General features: G+C 41.9%; 11 protein-coding genes. 6 read left to right on the top strand and 5 right to left on the bottom strand.

Annotation, left to right across the window (positions count from 1 at the left end; all coding sequences use genetic code 11):
* Positions 1–13 precede the first annotated feature (13 nt).
* The 5 genes from hemL to nspC all read right to left on the bottom strand — a co-directional run bounded on the left by hemL (position 14) and on the right by nspC (position 8,393).
* Positions 14–1,309, bottom strand: a complete 1,296-nt coding sequence (gene hemL, locus E0F88_RS06810; protein WP_131957461.1) for a glutamate-1-semialdehyde 2,1-aminomutase — start codon at positions 1,307–1,309, stop codon at positions 14–16.
* A 91-nt stretch (positions 1,310–1,400) separates the two neighbouring features.
* A complete protein-coding gene (locus E0F88_RS06805; RefSeq protein WP_229213693.1) occupies positions 1,401–3,137 on the bottom strand; it encodes an ABC transporter substrate-binding protein in 1,737 nt (578 codons plus the stop codon).
* 101 nt (positions 3,138–3,238) lie between these two features.
* Positions 3,239–5,065: a membrane protein insertase YidC gene (gene yidC, locus E0F88_RS06800; RefSeq protein ID WP_131957460.1), complete on the bottom strand. Its 1,827-nt coding sequence runs from the start codon at positions 5,063–5,065 to the stop codon at positions 3,239–3,241.
* Between the two features lie 99 nt (positions 5,066–5,164).
* Complete coding sequence (gene pyrG, locus E0F88_RS06795; RefSeq protein ID WP_131957459.1) at positions 5,165–6,811, bottom strand: CTP synthase; 1,647 nt, start codon at positions 6,809–6,811, stop codon at positions 5,165–5,167.
* Between the two features lie 424 nt (positions 6,812–7,235).
* Positions 7,236–8,393 (bottom strand): carboxynorspermidine decarboxylase, encoded by a 1,158-nt coding sequence (gene nspC / locus E0F88_RS06790; RefSeq protein WP_131957458.1) that lies wholly within the window; start codon positions 8,391–8,393, stop codon positions 7,236–7,238.
* A gap of 127 nt (positions 8,394–8,520) precedes the next feature.
* Between nspC and E0F88_RS06785 the strand changes: the two genes are divergently transcribed.
* The 6 genes from E0F88_RS06785 (at position 8,521) to E0F88_RS06760 (ending at position 16,694) form a co-directional block, all read left to right on the top strand.
* On the top strand, positions 8,521–9,108 hold the full coding sequence (locus tag E0F88_RS06785) for a 3'-5' exonuclease (protein WP_131957457.1): 588 nt from the start codon (positions 8,521–8,523) through the stop codon (positions 9,106–9,108).
* A complete protein-coding gene (locus E0F88_RS06780) occupies positions 9,105–9,986 on the top strand; it encodes a bestrophin family protein (RefSeq protein ID WP_131957456.1) in 882 nt (293 codons plus the stop codon). The genes E0F88_RS06785 and E0F88_RS06780 overlap by 4 nt, the downstream gene beginning before the upstream one ends.
* Positions 9,987–10,300: 314 nt before the next feature.
* Positions 10,301–10,711, top strand: coding sequence for a hypothetical protein (locus E0F88_RS06775; protein ID WP_131957455.1), 411 nt, complete (start codon positions 10,301–10,303; stop codon positions 10,709–10,711).
* A gap of 168 nt (positions 10,712–10,879) precedes the next feature.
* A complete protein-coding gene (locus tag E0F88_RS06770; protein WP_131957454.1) occupies positions 10,880–11,797 on the top strand; it encodes a helix-turn-helix domain-containing protein in 918 nt (305 codons plus the stop codon).
* Between the two features lie 171 nt (positions 11,798–11,968).
* Positions 11,969–13,357, top strand: a complete 1,389-nt coding sequence (locus tag E0F88_RS06765) for a TolC family protein (protein WP_131957453.1) — start codon at positions 11,969–11,971, stop codon at positions 13,355–13,357.
* Positions 13,358–13,433: 76 nt separating this feature from the next.
* Positions 13,434–16,694 (top strand): efflux RND transporter permease subunit, encoded by a 3,261-nt coding sequence (locus E0F88_RS06760; RefSeq protein WP_131957452.1) that lies wholly within the window; start codon positions 13,434–13,436, stop codon positions 16,692–16,694.
* Positions 16,695–16,709 lie beyond the last annotated feature (15 nt).

Below are 16,709 nucleotides of genomic sequence, written 5' to 3'. Positions count from 1 at the left end.
TTTCCTGAAACATTTAGAGGCTCAACGCTGCTTTCAAAGACTCTTCGTTGGCTTCAATAACGCGATCGATGTGCGCATCTGTAAGTGCCGTTGAAAGAAACATACTTTCAAATTGTGATGGCCCCATGTATATGCCGCGGTTGAGCATTTCATGAAAATATTTACCAAACAAAACCAGGTCAGAAGATTTTGCAGAAGGAAAATCGGTCACCTGCTGATCGGTAAAAAACAGTGTGTACATCGAACCAATGTGATTAATTGTATAATCCAGTCCAAGTTTTGCGATGGAGTTTGAAAAACCGGAAGTTAATCTGTGTCCTGAAGTTTCCAGCTGGCTGTAAACCTCAGGATGGTCATTCAGGTAATTCAGCATCGTCAATCCCGCTGCCATAGCAATAGGATTTCCCGAAAGTGTTCCAGCCTGGTAAACGGGTCCCAAAGGTGAAACCCAGTTCATGATTTCTGCCTTTCCCCCGTAAGCACCAACCGGCATACCTCCGCCGATAATTTTCCCAAGTGTTGTCAGATCAGGTGTGATACCAAAGCGTTGTTGAGCCCCGCCTTTTGACAAACGGAAGCCAGTCATTACTTCATCAAATATCAGGACAATTCCCTCTTCATCACATATTTTGCGCAGGCCTTCCAAAAAGCCCGCAGCAGGAAGTACACACCCCATGTTTCCGACAACCGGTTCAAGGATCAATGCGGCGATGTGATTTTTGTTAGCGTCTACCAGTTGCTGAACTGCCGCCAGATCGTTGTAAGGAGCAGTTAACGTGTCATTGGCAACACCTTTTGTCACACCCGGGCTATCAGGTGTTCCAAACGTTACCGCACCGCTGCCAGCTGCAATCAGAAAGCTGTCTCCGTGACCATGATAACATCCCTCAAATTTGATGATCTTATCACGGCCGGTAAATCCACGGGCTACACGAATCGCAGACATAGTGGCTTCCGTCCCGGAATTGACCATCCTGACCTTTTCCACGGAAGGCATCATGCTGACGATCAGTTCGGCCATTTCGACTTCCCTACGGGTAGGCGCACCGAATGAAAACGAATGTTGGATCGCGTCGGAAACTGCTTCCTGGATCAGTTCGTTAGCATGGCCCAGAATCATTGGTCCCCAGGAATTGATCAGCTCGATATACTCATTTCCATCTTCATCATAAACATAAGGTCCTTTTGCAGATTTTATAAAAACCGGAGAACCACCTACTGCACGAAAAGCACGTACCGGCGAATTAACACCCCCGGGAATAAACTTTTGGGCTTTCTCAAACAGCCCCTGACTCGTTGATATATTCATTGATCAATACTATGTAAAACCGGCAACCCGGCTGAAATCCTAATTCTTAATTTTAACTACTAACTTCTTCAACTCCTTAACTTCTGACAAATCAATTTACCGGCACCCACTTACTTCCGCTGTATTTCAAAACCGGCGTGATTTGATTGTCATGGGATTTTGTGTAATCAAATCCTGACAACAGGTAATCCTCATCCACGTGTTTTCTGATTTCAAGACCTCTTGACAGACCGTCTTTATACTGACTCATCATTCTACCGAAAAACAAAAGCTGATCATAGCCCTGGTAGGAATAAACAGACGGAAAAGTATTATTCAAATTCCAGTAGTTCTTTTGAAATTCCCGTATCCCTTCTTTTTCGCGGTCAACATAGTCCGTTTCAAGCAGATATAATCTGGTCCCGTATTTGCTTACCCTGGACTGCTGCATGTTAAAACTGGTGGATGTTGCCAAAATCGGAGTTGTGTTGAGCTTGCGACCGTTGACCACTTCAATCAGCATGGGTCCTGTCCCTGCTTCGGTAGAAAAAAGAGCGATGTGAGAAGGTTTTGTTGTTTCAAACAAAGAAATTTTACTTTCCAGCCATTCTCTGTCCGAGCGGATTTTTACCATTTCAATTATTTTACCACCCTTACTTTTCCATTCGTCTGCATAGGTAAATGCCATGGACGAATCCTTAGACGTGCCTCCATAATAAATTGCAGCTGACGGTCCGTAAGCAACTGTCTTCATCCATTGAGCTGCCTTTTGCATTTGAAACGGAATACCAGGATGTGCCAGGTAAACATTTGAACCGGTTTTTAAAAGCCCGGCGTCTGCCGATAAAGGATTAAGCATAACAGCGTTACTTCCGCCAATGTACTGCGCCGCTACATCAAAAGTACCTGCATAGAGCGGTCCGATTACCAGATCCGATTTCCGGAATGAAGCATTTTCTGCCACGACGCTCATTGGTTTGGGATCATTGCTGATGTCGTAGGCCCAAAGATTAATATTTATACCTTCTGAACTAAGTTTTTCCTTCGCCATGGTCAGGCCAATGTAATAATCATAGGCAAACTGATTGGTTCTGCGTTTGGATGCACTGAACTCGTCCAGACGAAAGGGAAGCAAAACAGAAACTTCCAGATAACCCTTTTTCCACTGGTTGTCATTTTTCGGGATCGTGCTTTTTGGTTTATCCTCTGCGACAACGGCTTTTTCTTTTGTACTTATTTTAAACTGTTTTTCCAGCTGCTGCGCATACTGAATATCCGTCTGAGTAGATGAGGCAGCACCTTCAACCTGCTGCACTAAGACAACAGCCACGTCTCTGTCGGTAGGATATTGTCTTTGTAAATCTTTTAGTTTTGCTAGATCATTCAGCGCATTGAAATGATACTGTTTCAAATCCTGCACATCTTTTGCAAGAGAAGAGTCTTTTATTCTTGACAAATTTTCCATGGCCTCTTTTAACTGGCCTGTGGCAAGGTTGTTCGCGCCTAATAGGTAATACACATCATTGATTTTGTTCCAACCCGGATATCTGCTCTGAAGCTGCAACAACATTTGTCTGCTCTCCCGGTATCGTTTCAACTGATAAGCAGAGAGGGCGTAGTAATAATGAGCGTAAGGTGCAAGCGTTGAATAGGATGCATTAGAACTGGCAATTGTCAGCGGAGACAACTTCTCCATGGCAGCGGCATAACGCTGCTGTTTGTAATCGTTAACGCCGGCTTTGTACTTGCCTTCAAACTGTGTAATCGTTTGTGCATGCAAGTAAGCGACAAGACTAACCTGTATAATCAGAATCAGAAAAAACCTCAATTTCATTCGTCTTTTAGTCATATTGATTTGGTTCGACAAATTACGAAAACCATTCTGAGAGAAAAAAGAACGGGCAATGTTTCGGTTGAAACATTGCCCTGATTCATGTATTAAAGTAATATTTATTTCTTTTTAGCGCGTTTTTCAAGTTCAGCCTGTTTCTTCTTGGCTTCATCTGCTGCTTGTAAAGACTTTTCAAGATATTTCTGGAACTTGGTCTGTTTCTTTTCTCCGGAAGCATTTTTCTTACGGTTCTCATCCAGAATCGTTCTGATCTTATCCTCGTTCACAAACTTTTTGATCAGGAGCTGCTGAGCGATCGTTACAACGTTTGATACAAAATAATAGAAAGTCAAGCCGGCAGGAAACGAGTTCAAGACAAACATGAACATCAATGGCATGATATAACTCAATATCTTCATGTTCACCGGACCTGGCTGGGTTGGCGTAATCTGATTGTTATAGTAAGCATATCCGATGCTGGAAAGCGTCATCATGATCGTAAACAAACTGATGTGATTTCCTACTCCGAAAGGAATTGAGAACGGAAGTTTGATAAACGAATCGTAAGTTGACAAATCGTTTGACCACAAAAAGTGCTGCTGTCTTAATTCAATAAGGTTAGGAAACAAAAAGAACAGCGAGAACAAAATAGGCATGGTTGCCAGTACGGGGATACATCCGCTAAGCGGGCTGACTCCTACCTGCTGGTAAAGTTTCATCTGATCCTGCTGTTGTTTTGCAGCATCGTCAGGGTTTTGCTGACGAATTTCTTCCAGTTCAGGAGCCAGTAACTTCATCTTAGCCATGCTGATGTAGGATTTGTATGTCAACGGCGTTAGCAGCGTTTTTACAAACAAAACCAGACAGATAATCAGCAAGCCGTAGTTTGAAATAAACTTTTCAAGGAAATTGAAAAGAGGTACCAGTACAAACTTATTGATTGGTTTCAAAAAGGCATAACCCAGATAAACGTTCTGATCGAAGTTCTCAGCTTTTACTTTATCAACAACGTGATATTCATTTGGTCCAAGATAGAACTGATAATTAGCTTCCCCTTTTTGTACGGCCGCCATTGGAATACCAGCCATTACATCCATCGTTTTTACGATAACCGAATCATTTGGATTTACGTCTGCTTTCAAAGCAACGTTTCCAAACGGATGTTTATCAGCTATAAGTCCTGCAAGAAAATACTTATGTTTAATGGTAAACCACTTTACCGGATCTGCTGTTTTAGCTTCTTCGTTTGCAGTAGGACTGGTTGCAAGACTTTCAAGTCCGTCCGTGTAATAGTTAATGGTAACTACCTCACGGTTTTTATGCATGTCATTTTCCAACTGAAGCAAATCATTTTTCCAGTCAAACTGAACAAATTTGTCTGTCAGTCCAACGCCATTTGATTTGATTCCGTAGTCAATCACATAACCTGAACCGTGAACGACGTAAGTCTGCTCGACATACTGATTATTTTTCAGATTGGTACGGTAGGTGATGACTGCTGAATCCTTTGCAGCAAGCGTTCCTCCTTCTGCATCAGTTGTGAAATAAAGATCTGTTAATCTTACATCCCCGGTCTGAGTCGGAAAATCAATCTCAAACTTGTTATGATTTTCAGCGATCAGATAAAGAGGTTTCTGATCGTAAGTTTTATATTTTTTCAGCATCACCTCTTTCAAAACACCCCCTTTGTTTGAAAAAACAACACGGGCATCCTGTGTTTCAAAAACGATCTCTTTGGGTGCAGCCTGAGTTAACGAAGCAGAATCAGCGGTTTTTAAAGGTGAAACAACTGTGTCGGATACAACTGTACTTGCAACTGAATTACTTTTAGTCTCATTTTTAATCTGTGCCACAGGCGTTGGTTCCACAGGTTTAGGAACCAATATCTGGTAGCCTACCAGCATTAGCATGATTAGTACTAAGCCGATTATAAAATTTTTATCCATTCTAAACTTTAAATAATTGAAAAAGTAAGTCCCTTTCGGGAGGGCAAAGGTAATAAGATTTTCCCGATTGCCCCTTTATCATAACATGAACGGTAAGTTTCAGGATATGACCGATCTTTTTTCCTGCGAATAAACCAAAGAAGCCTTTACAAAATTGACAAACAAAGGATGCGGATTCATCACCGTACTTTTTAGCTCCGGGTGAAACTGAACACCAACGTAGAAAGGATGTGAAGGCAATTCTACCATTTCCACAAGATTGTTATCCGGATTGATACCGGTAGCCAGCAATCCTTTTTCTTCGAAGTCTTTGATGTATTTGTTGTTGAATTCGTACCGGTGACGGTGTCTTTCCTTAATGTTCAGCTTACCGTAGATGCGGTTTGCAAGGGAATCCTTTTTGATTTTGCAGGGATAGGCTCCCAATCTCATTGTCCCTCCTTTGTTAGAAACATCTTTTTGATCCTGCATCAGGTGTATAACGGGATGGTCGGTGGTTGTATCCATTTCAACAGAATGCGCTCCCTCCCATCCAATCACATTTCTTGCGTATTCAATTACGGCCATCTGCATGCCTAAACAAATCCCAAAGAAAGGAATCTTGTTTTCACGAACATATTGAATTGCAGCAATCTTACCATCTATACCCCTTTCACCAAATCCGGGAGCAACAAGCACTCCGTCCAGGTTTTCGAGTTTTTCAAGGACATTATCCTCAGTAAGGCTTTCTGAATGAATCCATTCAATATTTACTTTACATTCGTTAGCGGCTCCTGCGTGAATGAAGGATTCAACGATGGATTTATAAGCATCATGCAATTCTACATATTTCCCTACCAAACCAATGGTGATTGAATCCATCGGATTTTTCAAACGGGATAAAAACGTTTTCCAGCTATCCAGATCGACATCTTTGTCATTGTATATATCCAGCATGTACAAAGCACGCTGATCCAGTCTTTCTTTAAGCATCAATAACGGAACAGCATAAATCGTATCCGCATCCATGGCTTCAATTACTGAATTGATCTGAACGTTACAGAACAACGCAATTTTTTTACGAAGGTCATAAGGTAAAGGGTGTTCGGTACGGCACACCAGAATATCCGGCTGAATACCCGACTCCTGTAACATACGAACTGAATGCTGTGTAGGCTTGGTTTTAAGCTCACCGGCAGAATTTAAATATGGAATAAGGGTCAAATGGATTACCAAAGTGTCCTTTTCCTCCATTTCGAATTTAACCTGACGGACAGCTTCCAAAAATGGCAGGGATTCAATATCACCTACACATCCGCCAATTTCAGTAATAACAATATCATAATCACCGGTTTGACCCAAAAGAAGCATATTTCTTTTCAGCTCATCCGTTATATGCGGAACAACCTGTACCGTTTTACCAAGGAAATCACCACGTCTTTCAGCGGTAATGACGTTATGATAGATACGTCCCGTTGTAACGTTGTTCGCCTGTGATGTGCGGACATTTAAAAAACGCTCATAATGACCAAGATCCAGGTCAGTTTCTGCACCATCGTCCGTTACGTAGCATTCGCCATGCTCATAGGGATTCATTGTGCCCGGATCAATATTTAAATAAGGATCAAACTTTTGGATAGTGACTGAGAGGCCTCTGGCTTGCAGCAATTTAGCCAATGAGGAGGCAATTATTCCTTTGCCAAGTGAAGATGTTACACCGCCCGTAACGAAAATGTACTTCGCGGTCTTTCGTGCTTTAGAAGCCATGAGACTTTGCTTTTTTTCTATGATTACGGGATACAAAGGTACACGAAAATTGGAAGACTTTTAACCCCGGACCTTTAAATTTTTCTAATAGGAGAGATAATGAATTGTAGGTCTACGCCTTTATGAGCGCCAAATATTTTTTCAGGAGGTTTGCACTGATGTATTTAATGCTATCAAATAGAAACAAAGTGCCAAATTATTGCACATTAAGAAAATGATAGGAACAAAATAACCTCCCTAATTGTGTAAACAGTTTACGGCAAAGATTTCCAGGCGGCAGTCGGTAATTTGCGAAGTTGTCGTATAAGTCAACCATTCTGATTTATACAAAAAAACAACTGGCCGAAAACTTCAAATCCATCGAATGTTCCGGCCAGTTTTTCTGAACCTCAGCGATCCAAAGGGTCAATTTACTAAATCAATTTTACGATAAGCGATCTTTGAAGCTTTCATAACCATAACTCCGTATTAATTTAAATGCCTGATTTTTAGACCATAGACCGATGGAAGGCAAGTTAACACCGTTAAATGTTGTAGTTTTTACCATTGTATAATGAATCATGTCTTCAAAAATCAGGGTATCCCCAATTTCCAGGGGCTTATCAAAAGAATAGTCCCCAATAAAGTCTCCTGCAAGGCAGGTCATTCCCCCCATTCGGTAAGTTGGCTTCTCTGCTACGGCATCCTGATAGGCTCCGGTTATCACAGGCTTGTAAGGCATCTCCAAAGTATCCGGCATATGTGCAGCAAAAGAGGTGTCAAGAATAGCAACCTGAATTCCCTGACTGTCCATAACATCAAGAACGGTCGTGACAAGTTCTCCGGTACGCCAGGCAATGGCAGAACCGGGTTCAAGGATCACATCAAGATTATACTTTTCCCGGATATTACTAACGACTTTAACAAGCTTGTCAATGTCATATCCTTCACGCGTCATCAAATGTCCGCCTCCCATATTCAGCCATTTAGCCTGCTTTAAAAGGTCACCAAAACGCACTTCAAGGGCTTCCAATGTACGTTCAAGGGTATCCGAACCATTTTCACACAATGTATGGAAGTGAATCCCGTCTATTCCTTCGGGTAAAGTATCAGGCAGTTTGTCCCTGGTGACGCCCAAACGGGATCCCGGAACGCACGGATTATACATTTCCGTAGTTACTTCTGAATATTGTGGATTCACCCGAATTCCGCAGGAAAGGAAATGTTCAGGATTTTTATGCTTAAATTCTTCAACCCGGCTTTTGAAACGCTCCCACTGGCTTAGAGAATTGAAAGTAATGTAGCTGCTACGCTCCATAATTTCAGTAAATTCCTGATCCGGATAGGCAGGCATATAAGTATGCGCCTTATAACCCATAAAGTCGTTTATCAGCTTTACTTCATTTAAAGAGCTCGCAGTTGCGCCGCTTAAATACTCTTTAACGATGGGAAACACGCTGTACATCGAAAAACCTTTCAACGCTAAAATGATTTTACATCCGGCTCTTTTCTGCACAGAATCAATCAATTGCAGATTTTTACGCAGCAACTCTTCCTGTAAAACAAAACAGGGAGAAGGTATTTGGCTATAATCAACAGGCATTTGTCAAATAAATAGTAATGATGAAACGTAAGCAAAACACATAGTTTTTTACTTTTACACACAAAAGTATGCTTTTGGGTTCCTTTAACACCAATTCATTTTCATTTTATAAGATAATTAGCAGCCAATGGCCTTCCTCGTATTGGATATAGAAATGACCGGTCCGGAACCGGGTTGGAACGAAATCATTCAGTTAGGTGCAGAATTGTTCGACGACCAGTGGCGATCGCTGGGTACTTATTTACAAAATGTATATCCGGAAAATGAAGAAGCGTTTTCTGTTAAATCGGAAGAGATACATGGTCTGTCGTTGGAAGACCTTGAAGATGCACCCATGATTTACGATGTTATACCTGAATTTGAAAAGTGGATAAAGAAACATAACAGCGGAAAACCCAATCTTTCCAATGTGATCTTGTGCGGGCAAAGTGTTATCAACGATATCAACTTTCTTCGGTTTGCTTACAGAAATGAGAAGATGAAATGGCCATATTCAAACAAAATGCTGGATCTGCACACAGTTTCTTATCTGTTTTTTCAGATTATGGAGAAAAATGGCAAGACTGTCCCAAGGTCGTTGAGCCTGGGATCGGTTGCAACTTATTTTGGTTTTGAAAGAGAAGAAGACACGCACAACGCGCTGGAAGATGCGCAGTTAACTGCAAGATGCTTTAAAGAATTTTTTAAACTGATTGACAAAGTTAAACTTGTATGATTGATTACAATCCGAAAGAATGGTTTAAATATATATTCTATTTTCAGAAAGCGGATACAGTTCGTAAACTCACTCCATTGATTCTCTCAATTGGTGTTTACTCCACGGTTGTAGCCTACCTGCTGCTGATCTTTTGGAAATTTCAGGATACTACAGACTTAAAGAACATATCGATCATGCATTCCCTGCTAGGGTTTGTAATTTCGATGCTGCTTGTGTTTCGAACCAACACGGCTTACGACCGCTGGTGGGAAGGACGAAAACAATGGGGAGCGCTGATGAATAGCAGTCGTAATTTATGCATGAAAATAAGCGCACTCATTGGAAGCGAATATCAGGACGAAAGGTCGTTCTTCCGTAACATGGTTCCCAATTATGCCTTTGCACTAAAAAACCACCTAAGGGGAAAATATCTTTCCGCAGAATTTGAAGATACTGTTTTAGGCAAAAAGACTGACCTCACCGTTGAAGACCATATTCCTAATCAGATTGCTTCGGCCATTTTCGCCAGGACAATTCTTTTACAAAGACAGGGTGTGCTCCTGCCGGAACATGTGATCCTGCTAAATTCGGAATTGGAAAACTTTGCCAATGTGTGCGGAGCCTGCGAGAGAATCAAAAATACCCCAATTCCGCTTTCCTATAGCTCCTTTATCAAAAAGTTTATTTTCACCTACTGTTTAACCCTGCCGATCGGATACGTTTTCAGCCTTCACTTTCTGGTGATACCATTTGTAATGTTCGTCTTTTACATTCTTGCCAGTCTGGAAGTGATTGCTGAGGAAATTGAAGATCCGTTCGGGGAAGATTCAAATGACCTTCCCATAGACAGAATTTGCAGTGGAATAAGGACGTCAGCTCATGCCCTCTTAAAGTAACTTTTCTCCGAAAAATTTCCGAATCATTAGAGACTGATTAGAATATCGAAAAATTTAAACTTTTTTCGGAACAGCTGTTTTGTACCTGATTTTTACCTTTTGGCAAAAATTGTACGACATCAGCCAAGTACAAAAACCTATCTTTTCAGTTTCTGTAAAAAAACTTCGAAATCAAACTAAAATATAATCCTGTTAATACAAAAATTGAATTTTAACCTGAATTTTAAAGATTTGGTGGTTTGACAAATAAGTGTTTCTTTCATACATCCTTTAAAAAGGACAGGTTTAGTATTCAGAAACAGACAGATATAGTTATGCTAAAAAAGTCAATTTTCTCCGCAATTATATTAGCCGTTTTCGGAACCGTAGCGGTTAATGCACAGTCGGTGGATGCAGGTATTTCCACTCATAATTACAAGCATCCAAATAAAGCAGCAAAAGCGGCTGCCAAAAAAGGACCCGGCGTTACGGTTGCCACAACCAATACGGTTCAGAATAATTACAAAATGCAAAATCGCGGCAGCATTAACACAATGCCTAAATACGCCGAACGACCAGCATCCCTTATTGTAATTAAGTCGTATGAAAAAGAGGGCGTGGACATCAATCCGTTGGTTTCACCAAGAAACTACAAGACGCCAAACAAATCGGCAGCGAAGAGCAATCTGGAAGTAGCGGATTATTTCAACTTAAAAGACAGCACAAACCTGCCGACGATCGATTAACCGGTTGTAAACGGTTTTACAGAAGGCGGATACTTAACGGTATTCGCCTTTTTTTGTTTTCAGTTCAAAAACAAGAAATATTATAATGATAAAAAGGGCAGCGGGTATTTAATAGATTTTTAATTAAATCACCTTGTCCCCGTTATTTGAATTTCATAGTTTTATGAAATGAATTCAAATGAAACATTAGAAGATTTTTACCGGAATCATCCTGCTGCTAAAAGTCTGCCCGAGCTGCCGGACTTTAAAAACAAGGAACACGGTCACTTCAATATTTTTTCAAGGAAATTCTGTACCCGTTACACCTCCTACAATCGCAGAGATTTTTATAAAATTTCGCTTCTTCTCGGTAAAGGAAAACTTTACTACGGAAATCAGGAAATAGAGGTAAACCAAAACGCGCTCATTTTCTTTAACCGGAACGTTCCCTATTCCTGGGAAGCACTTTCTGAAAAGCAGGCCGGCTACTTTTGTCTGTTTACAGAAGATTTTATCAACGATGGTCATCGCACTAAAAGCATGACCGATAACCCGTTATTCAGAAGCGATACGATTCCCGTTTTTTTTATCAACAAAGAACAGGAAAAGGCTTTGTATGATATTTTCCATAAAATGAGCACAGAACTGGAATCAGGCTATATACATAAGTATGACCTGATGCGCAGTTATCTTGATTTGATCGTCCATGAAGCTATGAAAATGCAACCTACCGAAGCGATGGGCATGCATATGAATGGCTCGGCCAGAATCACTTCATTGTTTATGGAATTACTCGACAGACAATTTCCGATTGATTCTCCTGAACATAAACTGCAGTTAAAAACAGCCAAGGATTACGCTGCAAAACTTTCAGTGCATGTCAATCATCTTAATCGTGCGTTAAAGGAAGTAACCGGAAAAACAACCACGGAGCATATCATCGACCGTATAATGCAGCACTCAAAGGTGATGCTGCGGCAATCGAACTGGAGTATTACCGAAGTAGCTTACTGCCTGGGATTTGAGTATGCGGCTTATTTTAACAACATCTTCAAAAAACAAACGGGAATCACACCAAAATCATATAGAGAAACGCACAGATTATAATTGTTTGAATTTTATAGTTTATTATTTGAAAAACGTATAAAATACCAGCAGTTACATAATTACTTTTGCGTCACCAAATATTCATTTATCAAATTAAGAAAGCTACAAATTATCCATTGCAAAAGCCGGCTTGCTTAGATTAGTTTATTGCATCTGTAATTATTTCAAAATATGTCAAAACAAGGTATTGTCAGCTGTGCTGTCCTGCTGAGCCTTTCTTTAATTGTGTACCCCGCCCGGGCCCAGGTTCTGACAATTCAGGACGCTATTCATACGGCGCAAACCAATTATGGTACGATCAAAGCGAAGTCTGAGTATGTAAATGCTTCCAAAGCAACGGTAGTACAAAGCAGGAAGGATTATCTTCCAAACCTAAATCTTTCCATGCAGCAGGACTATGGAACTGTGAATGGCCAAAACGGCCCATTATACGGTATGGGATTATCTGTTGCATCTTCGGGTCTTCCGCTTCCTGAACAAAACTGGAATTCGGCTTTCGGCGCATTGTATCTGACCAATGTCAACTGGGACTTTTTTGCATTTGGCCGTGCAAGGGAAAAAATCAAAGTCTCGGAATCCATGGTTTATCGCGATCAGAGTGATCTGAATCAGGAACAATTTCAACATGGTATTAGAGTTGCGGGAGCTTATCTCAGTTTACTGGCAGCAAAAAGACTGATCCGTTCGTGGGAAAACAACCTGCAAAGAGCATCGGGCTTGAAAAACGTTGTAGTCACACGTGCAAAAAATGGTTTGATCCCCGGAGTAGATTCTTCCTTGGCGAATGCAGAGGTCTCAAATGCAAAAATTTCCATCATCCAGGCAAGAGATTATGAGCAGGAGCAAGCAAGCCGACTAGCTCAGTTGTTAGGTATAACCACCCAGTCTTTCGTTTTAGACACAATGTTTATTACAAAAATGCCAAAAACGATCAATGATTCTTCGACTGTAATAAAGAGCCATCCGCTGCTACAATATTATTCTAACCGCATTGCAGTAAGTAATCAGCAGGCCAGGTATTTTCAAACTTTAAGTTACCCCACCCTATCGATGTTCGGCGTTTTTCAGGGTCGCGGGGCGGGGTTTTCTGCAACCTATGCAGCTGACCAGACAGCTTATTCGCATAATTATTTCGATGGTGTGAAAGCAGTAAGGGCCAATTACCTTTTAGGCATTGGGGCAACCTGGAATCTCACAAGTATTCTGCGTGTAAAACAGCAGGTAGCTGCACAGAAATTTGTTTCACTTGGTTTACAGGAAGAATACAATGTGATCGACAACCAGATTAAAAATCAGCTTTTGCTTTCGGAAAATAAAATCAATAACGCGGTAGCCAATTTTAAAGAAGCTCCGATACAGGTTCAGTCGGCATCCGATGCCTACCTTCAGAAAAGTGTTTTGTACAAAAACGGTTTAAGTAACATAGTCGACATTACGCAAGCTCTTTACGTGCTGAACCGGGCAGAAACAAGCCGTGATGTTGCTTTTATAAATGTTTGGCAGGCTCTATTGCTGAAAGCTGCCGCCGCGGGCGATCTGACAATATTTACCGATTTATAGTTAAATGTCTAAATGGTAAAGCGGGCAAATACATTCAGCCAACGGTACCGACCTATCAGATAAAAATCAAAAAAATATGGATTTAATTCGTTTCGCATTACGCAAGCCCATTACCATCATCGTGCTTGTTGCAGGGTTGTTTTTCTTTGGCTTAAATGCAGTGCGAACCATCAAGGTAGACATCTTCCCAAAGCTGGATCTGCCGGTGATGTATATTGCCCACCCTTTTGGAGGTTACACGCCTACCCAAATGGAGACGTTTTTTGGTAAACAGTATATCAATATCCTGCTTTACGTAAACGGTATCAAAACCATTGAGACCAAAAATACGCAGGGTTTAACGCTGATGAAAATCAGTTTTTACCCCGGTACCAACATGGCGCAGGCATCGGCAGAACTTAGCTCATTTACGAATCGTATCCAGGCTGTATTTCCTCCCGGCTCAAATCCGCCTTTTATCATCCGTTTTGATGCTTCCACTCTCCCGGTCGGTCAGCTTGTACTAACCAGTCCTACCCGATCTAATAACGAGCTGCTGGACATGGCCAACGTTTATGTTCGTTCTTCCTTTACATCTATTCCCGGCTTAGTTTCTGCCCCCCCCTTTGGAGGGAATGTGCGTACGATTGTCGTGAAGGCAGATCCTGAACTGCTGCGCTCGCATAATATGACTGCGGATCAGTTGGTCGAAGCGATTAAACTGAATAATCAGACAGCTCCATCCGGCAATGTAAGGATTGGTGATAAAAACTACATTACGCCAACCAACACAACGATCCGCAATGTGAAAGATTTTGAAGATATTCCTTTGTTTAAAGGAAATGTTCAGAACCTGTACCTCCGCGATGTTGCAACGGTGGAAGATGCAGCAGATATTACCGTGGGTTATGGGCTGGTTAACGGAAAAAGATCTGTTTATCTTAGTATTGCAAAAGGCGCGGACGCATCTACCTGGGAAGTTGTCCAAAATCTGAAAAAGGCAATTCCTAAAATTCAGGCAATGCTGCCAGAAGACGTGAAGGTCAGTTACGAATTTGACCAGTCTGTTTACGTTAAGAACTCGGTAATGAGTTTGCTGACGGAAGGAGCCATTGGTGCTGTCTTAACCGGGCTTATGGTACTGCTATTTTTGGGAGATGCCCGCGGTGCGCTTATCGTGATTCTTACTATTCCAACATCAATCATAGCCGGTGTTTTATTCCTGAATCTTTTTGGGCAAACCATCAATATCATGACGTTGAGTGGTCTTGCATTGGCGATTGGAATTCTGGTCGATGAGAGTACGGTTACGATTGAAAATATTCACCAGCATTTTGATATGGGTAAACCCAAGGCGCTCGCTATTTGGGATGCCTGCCAGGAAATTGCTTTTCCTAAATTGCTGATTCTGTTTTGTATTCTCGCCGTGTTTGCGCCGGCTTTTACAATGGGTGGCATTCCGGGATCACTGTTCCTTCCTTTGGCTCTGGCAATTGGTTTTAGCATGATCGTTTCCTATTTCCTGGCACAAACCTTCGTTCCGGTTATGGCCAACTGGATTATGGTGGTAAAACATCATAAAAAAGCAGATGGTACCGAAATGACCGATGCAGAAGAATTTGCTGCTTCCGGAATTGGCAGAGACAGTGCCGCTCAAAAGGAACATCTAGCAGAACGCGCGGATATGGATAGGAATGGTAACATCAGCATGTTTGAACGGATACGCTCACGTTTCATGCGTTTTATTAACCGCACCATGCCCTACCGTAAGCCCATCGTTGTTGGGTATCTGGTGGTGTCCGCTGCATTGGCGGGGCTGCTGCTTGTTAACATTGGAAAAGACGTTTTGCCAAAAGTGAACGGCGGGCAGTTTCAGGTGAGGCTTCGCGGAGCAGAAGGAACGCGGATTGAGATCACGGAGAAAAAAACAATTGAAACAACCAACATTATAAAAGACATTGTAGGAGCTGAAAACATCTCAGTAACCTCGGCATACGTCGGACAGCACCCAGGTCTGTTTTCTATCAGTCCAATCTATCTGTGGATGTCCGGTCCCCAGGAGGCCGTCTTACAGGTTGCTTTTGAGGAAGGTTTCCATATCAACATGGATGAACTGAAAGAAAAAATCAGAAAAAAGGTTGGTGAAAAGTTGCCGGATCTTAAACTTTCTTTTGAACCGATTGAATTAACTGATAAAATTCTAAGTCAGGGTTCTCCTACCCCGATTGAGGTTAGAATGACAGGCAGGAATAAAAAACTGAATGAAGAATATGCTCAGAAAATAATCGGGAAGCTAAAAGAGATTTCATATCTGCGCGATGTGCAGTTGGGGCAGTCCAACAAATATCCTGCAATAAATATTGAAGTAGACAGAATTCGTGCTGCCCAGCTGGGCGTAGATATGAATGATGTTTCCAGATCACTGACAGCATCCACTTCTTCTTCAAGGTATACAGACAAAAACATCTGGGTTGACGAAAAAGCTGGTTATAGCTACGCAGTACAGGTATTGGTGCCCGAAAGTAAAATGGCAAGTATAAACGACATCGGAGAAATCCCTTTGCTGAAAAACTCCAGCCGCCCGATTCTACATGATGTTGCAACAATCACAGCGGATTCAACTTATGGACAAAATGATAACCTGGGTGCGATGCCCGTTCTTTCTGTAACGGCAAACCTGAATGATCAGGATCTGGGTGTTGCCAAAGCGGATGTTCAGAAAGTGATCGCTTCCCTGGGGGAACTTCCCCGCGGATTAAGCGTTGAGCTTATAGGTCTGAGTCAGACACTTACGGATACTCTGGACAGTTTACAAAACGGACTTGTTGTTGCCATCGTGGTTATATTTTTAATGCTGGCAGCAAATTTTCAGTCTTTCAAAGTATCAGCAATCGTGCTGGCGACGGTGCCTGCAGTAATTTTAGGATCTCTTGCACTTTTGATGATAACCGGTTCAACACTTAACCTTCAGTCATATATGGGCATTATTATGTCGGTGGGTGTATCCATCTCCAACGCGGTATTACTCGTTACCAACGCGGAACAGCTGCGAAAACACAGCGGAGACGCCATGGCAGCAGCGAAAGAATCCGCATCTCTTCGTCTTCGCCCGATTGTGATGACTGCCGTAGCCATGGTTGTCGGTATGATTCCGATGGCAAGCGGACTTGGCGAAGCGGGCGACCAGTCGTCCCCGCTTGGCCGCGCAGTGGTTGGCGGTTTGATTGCCTCTACCTTTGCTGCCTTATTTATACTTCCTCTTGCATTTGCATGGGGACAGGGCAAGGCTACGACTCAAAGCGTTTCGCTTGACCCTGAGGATGAAGAAAGTAAATTCTACGTTCCTGCGAATCAGTAAGATAAAAAAAAGAAA

The sequence above is a fragment of the Dyadobacter psychrotolerans genome, assembly GCF_004349265.1.
In the GTDB taxonomy this organism is placed as follows: Bacteria; Bacteroidota; Bacteroidia; order Cytophagales; family Spirosomataceae; genus Dyadobacter; species Dyadobacter psychrotolerans.
Note: the sequence above shows the minus strand (reverse complement) of the source record. Positions and strands in the feature narration are given on the sequence as shown.

Excerpts from the sequence above, each read along its gene's own strand:
- hemL (WP_131957461.1), bottom strand. The coding sequence starts at position 1,309 with ATGAATATATCAACGAGTCAGGGGCTGTTTGAGAAAGCCCAAAAGTTT.
- E0F88_RS06805 (WP_229213693.1), bottom strand. The coding sequence starts at position 3,137 with ATGACTAAAAGACGAATGAAATTGAGGTTTTTTCTGATTCTGATTATA.
- yidC (WP_131957460.1), bottom strand. The coding sequence starts at position 5,065 with ATGGATAAAAATTTTATAATCGGCTTAGTACTAATCATGCTAATGCTG.
- pyrG (WP_131957459.1), bottom strand. The coding sequence starts at position 6,811 with ATGGCTTCTAAAGCACGAAAGACCGCGAAGTACATTTTCGTTACGGGC.
- nspC (WP_131957458.1), bottom strand. The coding sequence starts at position 8,393 with ATGCCTGTTGATTATAGCCAAATACCTTCTCCCTGTTTTGTTTTACAG.
- E0F88_RS06785 (WP_131957457.1), top strand. The coding sequence starts at position 8,521 with ATGGCCTTCCTCGTATTGGATATAGAAATGACCGGTCCGGAACCGGGT.
- E0F88_RS06780 (WP_131957456.1), top strand. The coding sequence starts at position 9,105 with ATGATTGATTACAATCCGAAAGAATGGTTTAAATATATATTCTATTTT.
- E0F88_RS06775 (WP_131957455.1), top strand. The coding sequence starts at position 10,301 with ATGCTAAAAAAGTCAATTTTCTCCGCAATTATATTAGCCGTTTTCGGA.
- E0F88_RS06770 (WP_131957454.1), top strand. The coding sequence starts at position 10,880 with ATGAATTCAAATGAAACATTAGAAGATTTTTACCGGAATCATCCTGCT.
- E0F88_RS06765 (WP_131957453.1), top strand. The coding sequence starts at position 11,969 with ATGTCAAAACAAGGTATTGTCAGCTGTGCTGTCCTGCTGAGCCTTTCT.
- E0F88_RS06760 (WP_131957452.1), top strand. The coding sequence starts at position 13,434 with ATGGATTTAATTCGTTTCGCATTACGCAAGCCCATTACCATCATCGTG.